We start from the raw sequence: 16,403 nt of genomic DNA, 5'->3' as shown, positions 1-16,403 counted from the left end.
TCCAGGTCCGGTCGGTCATGTCGTCGGCCCGGCGGACGTCGTCCCGCTGACCGGCAGTTCGTCGGAGAAGCAGGTCCGGTTTCCGGTGTGGCAGGCCGCGCCGACCTGGTCGACGCTGACCAGCAGGGCGTCGCCGTCGCAGTCCAGCGCCACCGAGCGGACGTACTGGTGGTGGCCGGAGGTCTCGCCCTTGACCCAGTATTCCCGCCGGCTGCGCGACCAGTAGGTGGCCCGGCCGGTGGTGAGGGTGCGGTGCAGCGCCTCGTCGTCCATCCAGGCGACCATCAGCACGTCGCCGGTGTCGTGCGCCCGGACCACGGCGGCGACGAGTCCGTCGGGGGTGCGGCGCAGGCGCGCGGCGATCGCCGGATCGAGGGCCGAGGGGCGCGCGCGACCGCGCGGCGCCGGCCCGGGCGCGGTCACCGGGGAGAGGTCGGGTACGGGCATAGTTCCCGATTGTTTCGCACGCGGCACCGGAACCGTCCACCCGTCCCCGCTCCCGCGCCCCGAAGTGGCCCGCGCCACGCCGCCGGGCGGGCAGCCCGGCGTCCCCGGTGGGGTGTTCGTGCCGCCCCGGGCGAGTTGGCCGACGTAGCGGTCGAGCCGGCCGTCCCGCAGTGCGGCGGCGAGGTCCGCGCCGACCACCTCGGCCAGTTCCTCCGCGTACGGGCGGGCCAGTGCCACCGTGCCGGCCACCAGGCGGTGCGCGGCGGCGTGCAGCCGGGGCAGGGTGTCGGGGCGCAGCCCGAGGCAGGTGAGCATGTCGTCGTGGTAGCCGTCCGGGGCGACCGGCAGGTCCAGTGCGGCGGCCAGCGCGTCCCGTCGGCTGGCCACCGTGACGGCGGGGTTGGCGAGCCGGAGCACCGACGGGCAGCGTCGGGCCAGCTCGGCGGCGGCGAGCCGGGCGTCGTACTCGGCATCGCTGGCGCGGGCGCCGCCGACCTTGCCGAGCGCGGCAACCAACTCCTCCAGGTCGGGCTCGGCGGGGCGTTGACGGATCTCGGTCAGGTCCACGGACGAGCGCCAGGCGGCGTGTGCCCAGAGTAACCGTACGGGCGCGACGACCGGCAGTCCGAAGGACCACTCGGCGGGCCGGTCGAGCCGTTCGAGCCAGGATCCGATGTCCCGGACGGCGACCGACAGGTGGGTCAGCCGGTCGCCGACCTCCACCAGAAAGGCCGGGTACGCAGCGTACCGCTCCCCGCTGACCAGGACATCGATGTCCACGTCGCTGTACGGGGTGGCGGCGCCCCGGGCGTAGCTGCCGCGCAGCAGCACCCCGACGACGGGCGGGCCGGGCAGCCGGCGCAGCCGGTCCGTCCATTCGTCGAGGAACCCGAGTTGCCGTAACGGACCGTGATCCACGGCGCCATCGTGCCGCAGGTCCGATCATGACGCAACGCCCGATCACGCGCCGCCTGGGCGTTTCATTCTTTTCATCCCGTTAACTCACCTTTACTGCCCTGCTACAACCCTCGGCGGTTGTGGCGGGGCAAGATTTCAACTAGCGTTGAATTTCAACGCTTGATGAGTTTTCTTTGAGGAGGCTTCATGGAGACCGCGATCGAGGTCCGCGACCTCGTCGTGACCCGGGGCAGGCGGCAGGTCCTGCACGGCATCGGCTGCACCATCCCGCGGGGCAGCGTCACCGGGCTGCTCGGGCCGAGCGGCAGCGGCAAGACCACCCTGCTGCGGGCCATCGTCGGCGTGCAGATCGTGGCCGGCGGCACCGTCACGGTGCTCGGCGAGCCGGCCGGCACCCCCGGCCTGCGGCGACGCCTCGGCTATCTGACCCAGGCACCGAGCGTCTATCCGGACCTGACCGTCCGGGAGAACGTCCGCTACTTCGGCCGGCTCCACGGCCTCGGCCGGGCCGACGCCGACCGGGCGATCGCCGATGTCGGCCTCGCCGGGGCGACCGACCAGCTCGTCGGCACCCTCTCCGGCGGCCAGCGCAGCCGGGCCTCGCTGGCCTGCGCCCTGGTCGGCCGCCCCGAGGTGGTGATCCTCGACGAGCCGACGGTCGGCCAGGACCCGGTGCTCCGGGCCGAGCTGTGGCAGAAGTTCCGGGCGATGGCCGCCGAGGGCACCACGCTGCTGGTGTCCAGTCACGTGATGGACGAGGCGGCCCGGTGCGACCGGCTGCTGCTCATCCGGGAGGGCCGGCTGATCGCCGACGACACCCTGTCGGCGGTACGCACGGCGGCCGGCACCGACGACCTGGAGGAGGCGTTCCTGCGGCTCATCCGGGCGAACGAGCAGGCCGGCGGGGACCGGTTGGCCCGCACCGGCGAGGGGAGGTCGCCCCGATGAACCCGCGGATCCTGGCCTTCACCACCGGCCGCATCCTGCGCCAGCTGCGGCACGACCGGCGTACCGTGGCGATGCTGCTGGTGGTGCCGGTGGCGCTGCTCACGCTCGTCTACTACATGTACGGCGACCAGCCCGCCCCACCGGGACAGCCGGCCGCCTTCGACCGGATCGCCCTGGTCATGCTCGGCATCTTCCCCTTCACGATCATGTTCTTGATCACCAGCATCGCGATGCTCCGGGAGCGCACCTCCGGCACGCTGGAACGGCTGCTCACCACCCCGCTGGGCAAACTGGACCTGCTCTTCGGTTACGGGCTCGCGTTCGGGCTGGCCGCCGCGATCCAGGCCAGCGTCGCGGCCGCCGCGGCGTACTGGTTGTTCGACCTCTCCACCGCCGGCGACGGTGGGCTGGTGGTGCTGATCGCGGTGCTCAACGCCGTACTCGGGGTGGCGCTGGGCCTCTTCTGCAGCGCCTTCGCCCAGACGGAGTTCCAGGCCGTACAGTTCATGCCGATCGTGGTGATCCCGCAGCTCCTGCTCTGCGGGCTGTTCGTCGCCCGCGACCAGATGGCCGGCTGGCTACAGGCGACCAGCGACGTGCTACCCCTGTCGTACGCCGTCGAGGCGCTACAGGAGGTCGGCGCGCACAACGAGCCGACCGGCACGATGTGGCGGGACATCGCGGTGGTGGCCGCGGCGGTGGTCGTCGCCCTGGTGCTCGCCTCGGCCACGCTGCGGCGGCGCACCGGCTGAGGGCCGGGGCACCGGTCGGCGCCGGGTACCGGCGGCGCCGACCGGTGCCGGCGGAACGAGTGCGAGGACGAGGACGGCGATGGCACGACGGAGTGGACGACGACCGGGCAACCCCGACACCCGGGAGGGGATCCTGCGAGCCGCCCGGAGCGCGTTCGCCGAACGCGGCTTCGACCACACCTCGATCCGGGCCATCGCGACCGCCGCCGGGGTCGACCCGGCGCTGGTCCACCACTACTTCGGCACCAAGGATCAGCTCTTCCTGGCCACCATCGACATCCCGTTCGACCCGCAGGAGTTCGTGCCGCAGGTCACCGCGGGTGGGCTCGACGGGGTCGGGGAACGGCTGGTCCGGACGTTCCTGCGGGTCTGGGACTCCCCCGCCGGCACGGCCGCGGTCGCGCTGTTCCGGTCCGCGATGAACAACGAGTGGACCGCCCGGCTGCTCCGGGAGTTCCTGGAGACCCAGGTGCTCCGCCGGGCGACCGGGATGCTCCAGATCGACCCGGCCGAGGCGCCGCTGCGCTCGTCGCTGGTCGCCACCCAGATGTCCGGGATAATCCTCGTCCGCTACATCCTGCGGCTGGAGCCGCTCGCCTCGGCGGCACCGGACGTCGTGGTCGCGGCGGTCGCGCCGACCGTGCAGCGCTACCTGACCGCAGACTTCACCAGGCTCACCGGCGGGGCGGCTGATCCTGGCACTCCCGGCGGGGCGGCCGATCCCCGTGGCACCGGGCGGGACCGCTGATCCCGCGGGCGCGCGGGGCGGCTGGTCCCTGGTACCGGTCGGGGGTGTTGCCGGTCGGGGTGGGTCCCGGAGGCTACCGGTCGGACCAGGCCTGGTCCGGGGGGTTGCCGACCGGCCACCCCCGGTCGGGCATCGGTCCCGGCTGCCGGTGTCGGCAGAGCACCGGTCGCAGCAGTTCGGCCAGTTCCGCCTGGCCGGCGAGGGGGCGAGGGAAGGCGAGCCGGGCCCGGCAGCGGGTATCGCGTCCGCCGAGGGCCACGACCATTCCGTACCGGTCCAGCCGGACCACCCGGGGCGGTGGGTCGTCCACACCACCCGGCGGTACGAGGTCGCGGAGCTGGCGCCGGAGGAAGGCGGCGATTTCCGGTCCGTGATGGTCCGCAAGGTCGGCGAGCAGGTCCCGTTCCAGCGCGTGCAACGGGTCCGGTTCGGCGGCGGCGTACTCGGCCGGCTCGACCTGCCGCACGGTGCCGGCCCGCTCCAGCCGGATCTCCGCCGGCTCGAAGCGGTGCAGCGTGAAGCCCCGGCCGACGTCCAGCAGATCCCCGGTCGGCACCACCTCGGCGAAGTCGATGGCCGCCTGCCGCGCCTCGACCCCGGTCAGCGGCTCGGGCCAGCCGGAGATCCAGACCCGGCCGAGCGGCGGCGCACCGGCGGCCGGCGGCAGGTCGCGGACGTCGAGCACCAGCGCCGTGCCCCGGCTGTCGCCGGTCGGCCAGAGCGCGGCGGCCAAATCACTGACGACCGAGACGAGCAGCAGCACCCGGCCGGACGGGTCGATGGCGTGCCGGACCTGGTGCGGTCCGGGCCGGTACGCGACCTGGGCGGTGCCGGGGAGCCGACCGGCGGCCAGGGTACGGGCCACCTCCGCGGAGCTGGGCTGCATGACGTCGACCTCCGGCGCAAGTTAGGCTGTGCTTAGTAAGGGCAGGCTAACCTACGACTCATTCGGAGTCCATCTCGTCACCGACACCGGTTCTCCGGCTGCTACCGGGTCTGCTCCAACCAGGAGGCGTAGAGCAGCCCGTAGACCGACTGCGGGTCACTGACCAGTTCCTCGTGCGGACCGCGTTGCACGATCCGGCCCCGGTCCACCACGATCACCTCGTCGGCGCCCTGTGCGGTGGAGAGCCGATGTGCGATCGCCACCGTCGTCCGGCCCCGGGTCACCGCGTCGAGGGTGCGTTGCAGGCGTACCTCGGTTGCCGGGTCGACCGCGCTGGTCGCCTCGTCCAGCACCAGCAGGTCCGGGTCGGCCACGTACGCCCGGGCCAGCGCGACCAACTGCCGCTCCCCCACGCTGAGCGCCTCGCCGCGCTCCCCCACCGGGGTCGCCAGCCCGAGCGGCAGCCCCGCCACCCAGTCGGCGAGACCGAGTTCGGTGAAGGCCAGCGCCAGTTCCTCGTCGGTCAGCTCGGGCCGGCCGAACCGGACGTTCTCCGCCACGGTCGAGTCGAAGAGGAAGCCGTCCTGCGGCACCATCACCACCCGGGAGCGCAGCGAGCCGAACCGGACCCGGTCCAGCGGCACCCCGGAGAGCAGTACCGCCCCGGTGGACGGGTCCATCAGCCGGGTCAGCAGCTTCGCGAAGGTGGTCTTGCCGCTGCCGGTCTCGCCCACCACCGCGACCCGGGTCTTGGCCGGAATGTCCACGTTGATGTCGACCAGCACCGGCGGACCGCCGGGATAGCGGTAACCGACGTCGGCGAACCGGATGTCGATCGGCCCGACCGGCAGGTCGACACCCTGCTCGCCCGGGTCCGCCACGTCCGGCGCCACGTCGAGCACGTCCAGCACCCGCCGCCAGCCCGCCACCGCGTTCTGCGCCTCGTTGAGTACCTCGGTGGCGATCTGCACCGGCTGGATGAAGAGGGTGACCAGGAAGAGGAAGGCGGTCAGCTCGCCGATGCCCAGCGACCCGTCGACGCCCAGTCGCACCCCGAGCACCACCACCCCGGCCAGGGCCAGCCCGGCGGCGATCTCGCCGGTCGAGAAGCTGATCACGCTGGTCCGGATCGCCCGCTGCTGGGCCCGGCGCTGCGCGTCGATGGTCCGGTCCAGCCGTTCGGCGGTACGGCCGGAGACGCCGTACGCCCGGATCACCGGCGCACCCACCACGCTCTCCGAGACCGCGGCCAGCATCGCGCCGAGCCGCTGCCGGACCACCCCGTACGCGGCGGCGAGCCGCCGCTGGAAGATCCGGATCACCGCCATGGCCGGGACGAACGCGGCGAAGACCACCAGGGTCAACTGCCAGGAGTAGACCGCCATCACCACGGTGGTCACCACCACCTGACCGAGATTGACCAGGAGGATCACCCCGCCCCACTGGAGGAACTGGGTGATCTGGTCCACGTCGCTGGTGACCCGGGAAACCAGCGAACCGCGCCGCTCCGCCTGCTGGTGCAGGGTCGACAGGTCGTGCACGTGCCGGAAGGCCCGCACCCGTACCCCGGCCAGCGCCGTCTCGCTGACCGTGAAGAGCCGGCGCATCATCAGGTACCCGCAGATCGTGGTCACCACCAGCACCGCGGCGGTGGCCGCGACCACGAGGCCGACCACCCCGATGTCCGGCCCGCCGGGAGCGCGCAGCCCCCGGTCGATGCCCTGCTGGATCGCCACCGGTACGGCGGCCCGGCCGACCATCGAGACCAGGGCCAGCCCGAGGGTGCCGGCCAGGCCGGTACGCAGCTCCGGGGAGAGCGCCAGCCCTCGCCGCAGCGTCCCCCAGGCACTCTCCGCCCGCTCCGGCACCGCCCCGGCCGTGGTCGTGCTCACGCGTCCACCTCCTCGCCTCGCCGGGGAATCTCGTACGCCCGATCCCGCTCCCGCTCCGCCTCGGCCCGCTCGTACGCGGTGACCAGCGCCGCGTACCCGGGCGTGGTACGCAGCAGCGTGGCGTGGGTACCCCGACCGACCACCCGGCCATGCTCGACGTAGACCACCTCGTCGGCGAGCGCGATCGTCGCCCGCCGGTACGCCACCACCAGGATCGACGCCCCCGGTCCCGGCGGACCGTCGGGATCGGCCGGCTCCGACTGCCCGCCGCGCAGCGCGGCCAGGATCGCCGCCTCCACCCTCGGGTCGACCGCGCTGGTGGCGTCGTCCAACACCAGCAGCCGGGGCCGACCGGCCAGCGCCCGGGCCAGGGTGAGTCGCTGCCGCTGCCCGCCGGAGAGCGCCGCGCCGCGCTCTCCGACCAGGGTGTCCAGCGCATCCGGCAACGCCGCCACGAAGCCGTCCGCCTCGGCCAGCCGGAGTGCGGCCCAGACGTCGTCGTCGGTGATGCCGTCCCGGCCCAGCGTGATGTTCTCCCGGATGGTGTCGTCGAAGACGAACGGCACCTGGGCGACCAGCGCGGTGTTGCCGGCGAGGGAGGCGGCGGTGAGGGAGCGCAGGTCGACCCCGTCCAGGGTGACCGTGCCGGCGTCCGGGTCGACCAGCCGTACCGCGAGGGAGACGATCGTCGACTTGCCGGCGCCGGTGGGCCCGACCAGCGCCACCGTGCGGCCGGCCGGCACGGTGAACGACACGTCGTGCAGCACCGGCACCGGCCCGGTGGCCGGCGACTCGACGGAAGCCGACTGCTCGGCGGAAGCCGGCTGCACGGCGGGGACCGGCGGCTGGCCGGAAGCGGGCAGCCCGACGGACGCCGGCGACTCGGCGGAAACCGGCGACTCGGCGGAAACCGGCCCGTTCGGCGGCGGTACCCCGGTGGGTCTCGCCGCCGCCTCCGGCTCCTCGATGGCCAGGCCCGGCTCGGCGGGAGCGGTGGCCGGCGGCGGTTCGGCCGAGGCGTACCCGAAGGTGACCCGGTCGAAGACGAGGGTGGCCGGGCGGCCGTCCCGGCGGTCCAGTGTGGTGTCGCCGTACGGCATCTCGCCGGTGGCGGTGAGCACGGACTGCAACCGGTCCCAGCCGGCGACGCTGCGCGGCAGTTCGGCGAGGACCCAGCCGATCGCCCGGACCGGGAAGGCCAGCACGGTGAAGAGAAAGGCCACGCTGACCAGTTCGGTGATGGTGACGGCGCCCTGGCTCAACCGGACCGCGCCGACCAGCAGCACGGCCAGGGTGCCGAGGCTGGGCAGGGTCTCCAGCATCGGATCGAAGACGCCCCGGAGCCGACCGACCGAGATCAGCGCGTCCCGCAGCTCGCCGGCCTGTGCGGCGAACCGGGTCGTCTCGCGGGCCTCCTGGCCCATGGTCTTGACCACCAGCGCCCCGTCGAAGCTCTCGTGTGCGATCGCGCTGACCTGGGCGCGCATCTGCTGTGCCCGGGCCTGCCGGGGCGCCATGCGTCGGGAGTAGACGACGTTCAGGGCGAAGAGCGCCGGAAAGATCGCCACGCCGACCAGCGCGAGCACCCAGTCGGTGACGAAGAGTGAGCCCATCGCCGCTACCAGCATCACCAGGGTGCCGACCGCGAACGGCAGCGGCGCGATCGGGAACCAGGCCGCCTCGACATCGGAGTTGGCGTTGGAGAGCAGGGTGCCGGTGGCGTGCCGGTGGTGCCAGGAGAGCGGGAGTTCCAGGTAGCGGCGGGTGATCCGGCGCCGGTAGCTGGCCTGCAACCGGTACTGCATGAATCCGGCGCCGAGCCGGCGACCGAACATGCCGAGTACCCGGCCGAGGCTGACCGCGAGCAGCGCGCCGGCGCCGAGCAGCACCGCGGCCCGGTCGGCCCGGCCACTCTCCAGCGACGGCACCACCACGTCACCGACGACGGCACCGACGACGTACGCGCTGACGATGATCAACAGGCTGTAGAGGACGCTGCCGCCGACCGCGACCGCGAAGATCCGTGGCTCGTCGCGGATCGCGTAGCCGAGGACTCTGATCCCCCGGACGAGTATGTCCCGGCTTGTCTTGCCCGCCACGCTCTCCCCCGCCGTAAGCCTCCTGCGTCCAGCTCATCCTTACTGATCAGGTGGGGGCTTGACGAACCGATTGGCCTGGGTGGTACCGACTCGGCCCTGATTGTGTCTGCTGTCACAGCCTGTTCCACCGTGCCTGACCGCGCGGAGAGCGGAGCCGGTCCGGACATGCCGCGCCGGGCGACCGGATCAGGATTTACGATCAAGACATGCCCCGCTACGCGAGCACGGAGCGACAGTCACTGGCCGATCTCCTCATCGCGATCGGGCCGGACGCGCCCACGATCATCCCGGAGTGGACCGCCCGGGACCTCGCTGCCCACCTGGTGGTCCGGGAACGCCGGCCGGACGCGGCGGCCGGGCTGCTGCTCCCGCCCCTGCGGCAGCACGGTGAGCGGGTCCGGGCGGCGGTGGCCGGCAAGCCGTACCCCGCCCTGGTCGACCTGGTCCGGCGTCCGCCCCGGTGGAGCCCGCTGGCCCTGCCTCCGGTCGACGAGCTGGCGAACCTGGTCGAGTTCTTCGTGCACCACGAGGACGCCCGGCGGGCCCGGCCGGACTGGCAGCCCCGGGAACTTCCGGTCGGGCAGCGGGCGGCACTCTGGAAGCGCATCCCCCCGATGGCCCGGCTCTCGCTGCGCCGGTTCCCGGCCACCCTGCTGATCCAGGCACCGGAGCACGGCGAGGCCACCGCCGGAGCCGGCGGCGAGCAGGTCCGGATGGTCGGGTCGCCCGGCGAGTTGACGATCTTCCTCTTCGGCCGGCAGCGCGTCGCCCGGGTACAACTGGTCGGTCCACCCGCGCTGACCGAGCGGCTACGGACCGCGAGACTCGGGCTCTGACCCGGCAGGCGGCCGGACGTGCCGATGCGCGCCTTCGCCCTGGCGTGGCTGACCCGGCCACCCTTTCCGGAACGGGTGAGCGCACACGTCGTTCGGGTCGGCGCGGAGTCCACGCTCTGGGCCACCGAACTCGGCCTGATCGGCAGCCCCGCCGCGGCCCGCCGGCTGGACCGGGCGAACGCGGCCGAGCTGGCCGGACGGACCTGCCCGGACGCCCGGCCCGAGCACCTCCGGCTGGTCGCCGACCTGTTCACCTGGCTGTTCACCTTCGACGACCGCTGCGACGACGACGGCCTGGGCGACGATCCGGGCCGGCTCGCCCCGGTCGTCGGGCAGCTACTCGACGTCCTCGACCTGCGCGGCGGGCCGGCGCCACCGGGCTCGGCCACCGCCGCCGGCCCGACCGCCGCCGGCCTGCACGACCTCTGCCGACGGGTACGCGCACACGGCCCGCCCCTGCTGCTGCTCCGGTTCGCCGCCCAGATGCGGGACTACCTGCTGGCGCTGCTCTGGGAGGCGGCGAACCGGGAACGGGACCGGGTACCGGCGGTGGCCGAGTACCTCCAGATGCGCCGGCACACCGGCGGAGTACGCCCCAGCTTCACGCTGACCGACCTGGCGTACGGCGGACTGGCCGAGGCCATCTGCCAGGCCGACCCCGACGCGTCCCACCTGGACGACCTCGCCGCCGACCTGGTCTGCTGGTGCAACGACGTCTTCTCGTACGCCAAGGAGCGCCGGCACGGTCGGGACGGTCACAACCTGATCGTCGTACTCGCCAGGGAGGCGGGATGGGAGGAGCGGGTGGGACTCCTCGACGCGGCCCGGCGGTTCAACGCGGGGCTGCGGGCGTACCTGAGGCTGGAGTCCACGCTGCTGGCCGGCGGCGACCCCGACACCCTCCGGTTCGTCACCGCCCGCCGGGCCTGGATCCGGGGCAGTTTCGACTGGTCCCTGGGCGCGGGCCGCTACCACTGAACGTCCCTGGGCGCGGGCCGCTACCGCCGGGCCGCCGCCGGCACTCCTGACCGGTGCGCGGCGGCCGGTCAGTCGTCGCCGCCGTGCGCCTTCCAGGTCGGCACCGGCCTGCCGCCGACGCACTCGACCTCGATCTCGATCCGCCCGCCCCCCGATCCGTGGAAGGTCACCTCGGCGTCGTCGTCCGGGCCACGCTCGACCTCGCCGACCCGGTAACTGGCGGAGCCCGGCACAGTGCCGGAGGCGGTCGGCACCGGGCCGGCGAGGTCACCGGAGGGCACCGCGCCCGGGGCCGCCGGCGGCGGGGTGGCGGCCAGCGCCCGGGCCACCTCGTCCGGGCTGCGCACCTCATCCGCCGGGCCGGTCAGCCCGGCTCCGATCGACACCCGGGCAAGGGATACCGCAGGACGAACGTCCGATGAGATCTCGGCGAGGGCCGCCGTACGGCCGCGAGGCAACCATGGCGGCTGCCGTGCGGCGGAACTGGGACGGAGGCCGAACCGAGCGGGCGTCTACCCGCCGGATCGGTCGACTCGGCGCGGGCCGTCGAGATCGCGCGCCACTGCCGGCGGCGGCCTGCGATCTCCTCCCGCTGCGACCGGCAGCAGCCGGGACTGCTGCTGCGGTCCCGCCGGTCGACCAGGACGCAACCGCGCTCCAACGCGGGCGCGTACGGGCTTGATGGTCTGGTTGATCACCGCGTCGTGCAGCGGATGCCCGGGGGCGAGCAACTGCGCGCTCACCTGGTCTTCGACCCTGGTCCTCGCCCGGTCGAAGCAGACTCCTTCGCACCGGGCTCCTACCGGGCCGGCTGCCCTCCCGCTCCTCCGCGTCCAGGTCGTCGAGCAGCTCGTCCGGATCGGCGTCCCCGAGAGGTGTGGATCGTCGAAATTCTCAGGGACGGCTGGGAGTTCGAGGTGGACGTGGACGCTGGCCCCCTCGATCAGCCAGGTTTCGTGGCCGTGGCACAGGTTGTCGGCTATCGGTATGGTGCGGACCGTAGTCGGTACCTCACAAGGGCGATCGACGTCGGGTATCGCGGCATTGGCCTGGGGAGGCGTCGTTGACTGGTCGTTCGGTTGTACTTCCCGTCTCCGTGGCGGGTGTGGAACTCCAGGTTGAGGTGGCCCGCCCGGTCGGCTCGGAGGAGACCGGGCGCGGGGAGATGGTGCGCGACGCAGTGACGGACGCATTCGAGCGCGCCCAGGACGCGATTGTCGCGGTGGCGACCTCGACCGTGGGCACCATCGCCCGACTGGGTGAGCAGGGGCAGCGGCCCGACGAGGTTCAGGTCACGTTCGGGTTGAAGTTCTCGGCGAACGGCAGCGTGATCATCGCGGGTGTGTCGACCGAGGCGACCCTGGAGGTGGCACTGACGTACCGCGCTGCGGCGGAGCCCCACCCCGATGGCGCCTGACGAAAGGGTTCCGGGGTTTCTCGGCCGGGTTCTCGATGCGGCGGGTCGTCCCGGAGGCACATGTTTTCAGGTAGCGCCTGGGGTGTTCGTGACAGCGTGGCACGTGCTGCGCAACGTCAACGCGGGCACAGCCGACACCGGAGACATCGGCGGCGTGGTGCGGGTGGATCCGTTGGGCGGTGGGGACGACTTCGCCGCGCGGATCATCAACGTTGACCGGGTGCACGACCTCGGTGTGTTGCGGGCGGAAGGCAGGCTTCCCGCGGTCGCACCCGGCGTAGCGGCCACGGATGGCGTCCAGCTTCGGGCCGAGGTGGTGGTCACGGGTTCGGTGGACCTGCCGGACTTTCAGGAGTATCGCTTCCTGGACGCGCCGGGGCATTGGGCGGGTGGTACGACCCGGGATGGGGTGCGGCTGGGCCGGCTGACGGCGAACGCGGTGATGCGGGGGATGTCGGGTGCCCCGGTGCGGGGTGTCGACGGCACGGTCGTGGGTGTCGTGTCGGCCAGGTACAACACCAACGACAACTGGGGCCGGGACACGGTGTGGGTCGCGCGGACGGAAGACCTGGCCCCCCTGCTGCGCGACGTCGGTGTCGAGCTGCGGCCGAGGGAGAAGGCCGAGTACGTCGAACCGCCCGCACCGGGCATCTGCCCTTACCCCGGCCTGTCCGCGTTCACCGCAGGCCAGGCCGAGTGGTTCTTCGGCCGCGAGAAGCTGACCGCGAAACTGGTCGACCGGCTGGTCGTGGCCAAGGATCGCGGATTACCGTTGCTCGTGGTGGGCGTCTCCGGCTCGGGCAAGTCGTCCTTGTTGCAGGCCGGTCTCGTGCCCGCGTTGTCGCGCGGCGACCTTCCGATTCCCGGTTCCGCGGATTGGCCGCGGATCCGGCTGACGCCCGGTTCCAGGCCGCTGACCGAACTGGTCAGCCGCATGGCGGTCCTGGCGGGCAGTTCCGTCGGGTCCTGGGTGGACGAGGTACGCGACAACCCGGTCAGGTTCGCGGCGCTGGCCCGCCAGGCGACGCTCGCGGACGCGGGCAGGAAGGGACTCGACGGTGCCGGGCCGGTGGTGTTGATCGTCGACCAGTTCGAGGAGATCTTCACGCTCTGCGGGGACGCCGCCGAACGGGCCGCGTTCATCGCGGCCCTCCGGGCGGCGGCCGACAGCGTCGCCGGCGACGAAACCACCCCGAGCGCACTGGTGCTCGCCAGCCTGCGGACGGACTTCTTCTCCTCCTGTGCGGAGGAACCGGGCTTGGCGGAGATCCTGCAGGACAACCAGTTTCTTGTCGGTCCGATGACGATCTCCGAACTGGGGAGCGTCGTGGAAGGACCCGCAGCCGTCGTCGGTCTCGACGTGGAGCGGGGCCTGGTCGATCGGATCCTCGAGGACGTCGTCGACGCCGCCGGTCATCAACCGGGCACCCTGCCGTTGCTCGCGTACGCCTTGGAGGCCACCTGGAACAGGCGGCGAGGCAACACCATGACCCTGGCCAGCTATCAGGAATCCGGTGGCGTTCGGGGCGCGATCAGCGAGGCGGCGGAGCGGCTGTTCACCTCGATGTCCGAGCCGGAGCAGAAGATCGTACGGCGGTTGTTGCTGACGATGGTGGCGGTCGGTGCCGGTGCCGATGACACCCGTCGAAGGGTGTCGAAGTCGGAACTGACCGGCGGTGACGACGACTCGGTGACCGTGCTCAACCGGTTGGTCGCGACCCGGCTGGTAGCCCTGGACAAGGACACCGCCGAGATCGCCCACGAAGCCCTGTTGCGGGCCTGGCCACGGTTGCGCACCTGGCTCAGCGAGGACCGGGCCGGTCTCGTCGTACACCGCAGGCTCACCGATGCGGCCAACGACTGGCTGAGCCTGGATCGGGACAGCGGCAGCCTGATCCGGGGTGCTCGGCTGGCCGACACCCGGGCCTGGCTGGCCGAGCGCGACGACCGCCCGACCGGCCTCTCGGACCTGGAACGCGAGTTCGTCGCGGCGAGCGAGGCCGCGGAGGAATCCGCGCGCGACACCGTCCGGCGCAACAACCGGCGCCTGCGTCGCGGGGTGGTGGCGCTCGCGTTCCTGCTCGTCGCCGCCCTGGTTGCGAGCGGGCTCGCGGTGTGGCAACAGCGGGTAGCGGACGAGCAGAGATTCCGGGCCGAGCAGCAGCGAGCCGTCGCGCTGTCCCGGCTGCACTCGTCGGAGTCGCTGGCCACCCGCGACACCGATCCGCGCCGATCGCTGTTGCTGGCGATTGCGGCATGGCAGGCCGCGCCGACCGAGGAGTCGCGCGGCGCCCTCCTGAGCGCACAGGGGATTCCCTACCGGGGCGTGCTCGGCCCCGTTGCGGCCCGGCTCTTCGACACGGCGCTCAGTCCCGACGGCACGCTCGCCGCGCTGGCGGCCACCGACGGCTCGGTGACGCTGTGGGACACCGAGGGTCATCGACAGGTCGCCGAGTTGACCGGCACGGATGGCGAGATGCCGATCGTCGAGTTCAGCCCGGACGGAAACACACTCGGCACCGCCCATTCCAGCGAACGAGCCGAGCACCGGCTGCGGTTGTGGGACGTGCGCACGCGCAAACTCGTCCGCAGCCTGCCCGGCGACGCCGTCGGTATGGCATTCAGCCAGGACGGGACCTCCATCGCAACCGTGTCCCGGAGCGAACCCACCATCGTGTTGTGGCACGTGGCAAGCGGGCGGCGGGTGCGTACCTACGACAAGGGTGGCGCCGGGCTCGGAGTCGCGTTGAGTCCGGACGGCTCGCTGCTCGCGGCCGGCGGCGGGGACAACAGCGTCCGGGTCTGGCAGACCGCCACCGGACGCCAGATGGCGGTTCTGGCCGGCCACGAAAAATACGTGACGAGCACGAGTTTCAGTCCGAATGGCCGGCTGTTGGCCAGTGGCAGTGCCGACGGTACGGTACGGCTGTGGGACGTACGCGACGGCCGGGCCGCCAACGTTCCGGTACTGCGCCCACCCGGCGGGGACGAGTTCGTCAAGGAGGCGGTCTTCAGTCCGGACGGGCGACACGTGATCGCGGGGCTGAACAGGAGCAGAAGCGTTCAGTGGTGGAGGGTTGTCGACGGTGCCAGCGTCCGCTCCTTTGTCGGACACACCGGAGGTGTGGTTTCGGTCGGGTTCAGTCGGGACGGGCACACGGTGCTCAGCGGCAGCGTCGATCGATCGGCGATTCTGTGGCGGGCGCAGACCAGCGTTATCGACCAGTCCCACACCCCCACTGCCGTGGCGTTCAGTCCGGACCGGCGTCTGCTGGCCGTCACGAGAGGCACGGTGGTGACGCTCTGGGACATGACCAGGCAATCCGTGGTCCGTGAACTGAACACCGGCGTGATCGATTCGCTTTCCTTCAGGCCGGACGGTGCCGAGCTGGCGACGGCGGGTGCCGACGGCACCGTGCGGTTGTGGAATATCGCGACCGGACAGTCGGGTAGGCCCGGAGTCATCGGAGCCGACATGGTGCCTTACGCCGTCCAGTACAGTCCGGACGGCAGGACCCTGGTCGCGTTCGGTGGCCCGTCCCGGGAGGCGATAAACTCGGGCGACGTCACGGCTCTACGTCTTCGGCTGGTCCGGTGGGATTTCGCCAACCCCGATTCGCCACCGGTTCGGATCAGTTACGAACCCGGGGACGTTTCACACGACCCCTATCCAGGCGGCAATATCGACTTCTCCCCGGATGGGAGTCTGCTCGCCGTCCCGTTGAGCAACGGGACGATCGAGCTTCGCGATCCGCGCACCGGTGATCTGGTCGACACCCTGGACGGCCGCCACGGATTCGCCACCGCGGTGGCGTTCAACCATGACGGTACGCTCCTGGCAAGCGGTGGTAGCGACCGAAATCTGCGGCTGTGGGATGTCGCCACCAGAAAGCAGGTCGGCGGTACGTTGAGCGGGCATGGTGGCACCATCAGGGGAGTCGACTTCCTGCCGAACGGCGACACACTTGCCTCGGTCAGCGACTATGACGTTTCGCTGCGGCTGTGGGAGGTATCGACGCAACGATTCCTGGCCGCGGTGCGTACATCCACCTCTTCCAACGGTCTTGCCGTGCAACCCGGTACCGGACTGATCGCCATTGCCGGCGTGTATTCGCAGATCAATATCGTGGATCCCGACCCCGATCGAGTGCTGTCCGACGTCTGCTCCGCATTGCGCGGCACGCAGACAGTTGCCGAGGCGTGGAAAGCCACCGGCAATGATCCGGACCAGGCCCCACGATGCTGAGCTGTGGTGCGCGGGCAAGCCCGACCTGCCCACCAGCCGCCGATGCCCGGGGCAGCCGCTGAGGGTCAACTCTTCGGCGTGGTGGGCAACGCCGAGGCACGAGGACGTACCCTCGTTCCGCCTCGACGACCGTGTCGCCCTGCTCACCGACGCCGCCAGCTTCTGCACCAGCGTCGACCTGGTGGTCGACGGCGGCTTCACCTGCTGGTGACCGGGCGGCACGAGCTCCGGCAGGC

At 72.0% G+C, this 16,403-nt stretch carries 12 protein-coding genes and 3 pseudogenes; 8 read left to right on the top strand and 7 right to left on the bottom strand.

Features of this window, described 5'->3' with window-relative positions; translation table 11 throughout:
* Window positions 1–15 precede the first annotated feature (15 nt).
* Complete coding sequence (hisI, locus tag ABNF97_RS24550) at window positions 16–447, bottom strand: phosphoribosyl-AMP cyclohydrolase (protein WP_349339964.1); 432 nt, start codon at window positions 445–447, stop codon at window positions 16–18.
* A gap of 243 nt (window positions 448–690) precedes the next feature.
* Window positions 691–1,365: pseudogene (locus ABNF97_RS24545) on the bottom strand (nucleotidyltransferase domain-containing protein); the annotation flags it as partial.
* 186 nt (window positions 1,366–1,551) lie between these two features.
* Here ABNF97_RS24545 and ABNF97_RS24540 point away from each other — a divergent pair.
* The 3 genes from ABNF97_RS24540 to ABNF97_RS24530 all read left to right on the top strand — a co-directional run bounded on the left by ABNF97_RS24540 (window position 1,552) and on the right by ABNF97_RS24530 (window position 3,813).
* Entirely contained in the window at window positions 1,552–2,313 is a 762-nt protein-coding gene (locus tag ABNF97_RS24540) for an ATP-binding cassette domain-containing protein (protein WP_130460644.1), read from the top strand.
* The gene (locus ABNF97_RS24535) at window positions 2,310–3,065 is read left to right on the top strand and encodes an ABC transporter permease (protein WP_349339949.1); all 756 of its coding nucleotides are present in this window, start codon (window positions 2,310–2,312) and stop codon (window positions 3,063–3,065) included. The genes ABNF97_RS24540 and ABNF97_RS24535 overlap by 4 nt, the downstream gene beginning before the upstream one ends.
* Before the next feature lie 79 nt (window positions 3,066–3,144).
* A complete protein-coding gene (locus ABNF97_RS24530; protein ID WP_349339948.1) occupies window positions 3,145–3,813 on the top strand; it encodes a TetR/AcrR family transcriptional regulator in 669 nt (222 codons plus the stop codon).
* A 73-nt stretch (window positions 3,814–3,886) separates the two neighbouring features.
* Here the strand turns inward: ABNF97_RS24530 and ABNF97_RS24525 are convergent, their stop codons facing one another.
* The 4 genes and pseudogenes from ABNF97_RS24525 to ABNF97_RS34290 form a co-directional block, all read right to left on the bottom strand.
* Window positions 3,887–4,699, bottom strand: a complete 813-nt coding sequence (locus ABNF97_RS24525; RefSeq protein ID WP_349339947.1) for a DUF2470 domain-containing protein — start codon at window positions 4,697–4,699, stop codon at window positions 3,887–3,889.
* A 101-nt stretch (window positions 4,700–4,800) separates the two neighbouring features.
* Window positions 4,801–6,591, bottom strand: coding sequence for an ABC transporter ATP-binding protein (locus ABNF97_RS24520; protein ID WP_349339946.1), 1,791 nt, complete (start codon window positions 6,589–6,591; stop codon window positions 4,801–4,803).
* Window positions 6,588–7,472 (bottom strand): annotated as a pseudogene (locus ABNF97_RS34295) (ABC transporter ATP-binding protein); the annotation flags it as partial. The pseudogene ABNF97_RS34295 and the gene ABNF97_RS24520, both read right to left, overlap by 4 nt.
* Window positions 7,473–7,610: 138 nt before the next feature.
* Window positions 7,611–8,690: pseudogene (locus ABNF97_RS34290) on the bottom strand (ABC transporter transmembrane domain-containing protein); the annotation flags it as partial.
* Between the two features lie 206 nt (window positions 8,691–8,896).
* Here ABNF97_RS34290 and ABNF97_RS24510 point away from each other — a divergent pair.
* Complete coding sequence (locus ABNF97_RS24510; RefSeq protein ID WP_130460647.1) at window positions 8,897–9,526, top strand: TIGR03085 family metal-binding protein; 630 nt, start codon at window positions 8,897–8,899, stop codon at window positions 9,524–9,526.
* A 24-nt stretch (window positions 9,527–9,550) separates the two neighbouring features.
* Window positions 9,551–10,504 carry a terpene synthase family protein gene (locus ABNF97_RS24505; protein WP_130460648.1) on the top strand — a complete coding sequence of 318 codons (954 nt, stop codon included), beginning with the start codon at window positions 9,551–9,553 and terminating at the stop codon, window positions 10,502–10,504.
* Window positions 10,505–10,572: 68 nt separating this feature from the next.
* Here the strand turns inward: ABNF97_RS24505 and ABNF97_RS24500 are convergent, their stop codons facing one another.
* Window positions 10,573–10,890 (bottom strand): hypothetical protein, encoded by a 318-nt coding sequence (locus ABNF97_RS24500; RefSeq protein ID WP_349339945.1) that lies wholly within the window; start codon window positions 10,888–10,890, stop codon window positions 10,573–10,575.
* 719 nt (window positions 10,891–11,609) lie between these two features.
* Here ABNF97_RS24500 and ABNF97_RS24495 point away from each other — a divergent pair.
* Genes ABNF97_RS24495 through ABNF97_RS24485 form a run of 3 tightly spaced genes read left to right on the top strand, consistent with a single transcriptional unit; the run spans window position 11,610 to window position 16,378 of the window.
* On the top strand, window positions 11,610–11,921 hold the full coding sequence (locus ABNF97_RS24495) for a CU044_2847 family protein (RefSeq protein ID WP_349339944.1): 312 nt from the start codon (window positions 11,610–11,612) through the stop codon (window positions 11,919–11,921).
* Complete coding sequence (locus tag ABNF97_RS24490) at window positions 11,911–16,167, top strand: nSTAND1 domain-containing NTPase (protein ID WP_349339943.1); 4,257 nt, start codon at window positions 11,911–11,913, stop codon at window positions 16,165–16,167. Before ABNF97_RS24495 ends, ABNF97_RS24490 begins: the two co-directional genes overlap by 11 nt.
* A complete protein-coding gene (locus tag ABNF97_RS24485) occupies window positions 16,139–16,378 on the top strand; it encodes a hypothetical protein (RefSeq protein WP_349339942.1) in 240 nt (79 codons plus the stop codon). The genes ABNF97_RS24490 and ABNF97_RS24485 overlap by 29 nt, the downstream gene beginning before the upstream one ends.
* Window positions 16,379–16,403: the final 25 nt, after the last annotated feature.

Origin of the sequence: Plantactinospora sp. B6F1, assembly GCF_040120695.1 — a bacterium.
GTDB lineage: Bacteria > Actinomycetota > Actinomycetes > Mycobacteriales > Micromonosporaceae > Plantactinospora.
Note: the sequence above shows the minus strand (reverse complement) of the source record. Positions and strands in the feature narration are given on the sequence as shown.

Bases quoted from the DNA above. Each gene is read 5' to 3' on its own strand.
- ABNF97_RS24490 (WP_349339943.1), top strand. From the start codon at position 11,911: ATGGCGCCTGACGAAAGGGTTCCGGGGTTTCTCGGCCGGGTTCTCGAT.
- hisI (WP_349339964.1), bottom strand. From the start codon at position 447: ATGCCCGTACCCGACCTCTCCCCGGTGACCGCGCCCGGGCCGGCGCCG.
- ABNF97_RS24530 (WP_349339948.1), top strand. From the start codon at position 3,145: ATGGCACGACGGAGTGGACGACGACCGGGCAACCCCGACACCCGGGAG.
- ABNF97_RS24535 (WP_349339949.1), top strand. From the start codon at position 2,310: ATGAACCCGCGGATCCTGGCCTTCACCACCGGCCGCATCCTGCGCCAG.
- ABNF97_RS24510 (WP_130460647.1), top strand. From the start codon at position 8,897: ATGCCCCGCTACGCGAGCACGGAGCGACAGTCACTGGCCGATCTCCTC.
- ABNF97_RS24525 (WP_349339947.1), bottom strand. From the start codon at position 4,699: ATGCAGCCCAGCTCCGCGGAGGTGGCCCGTACCCTGGCCGCCGGTCGG.
- ABNF97_RS24540 (WP_130460644.1), top strand. From the start codon at position 1,552: ATGGAGACCGCGATCGAGGTCCGCGACCTCGTCGTGACCCGGGGCAGG.
- ABNF97_RS24505 (WP_130460648.1), top strand. From the start codon at position 9,551: ATGCGCGCCTTCGCCCTGGCGTGGCTGACCCGGCCACCCTTTCCGGAA.
- ABNF97_RS24485 (WP_349339942.1), top strand. From the start codon at position 16,139: ATGATCCGGACCAGGCCCCACGATGCTGAGCTGTGGTGCGCGGGCAAG.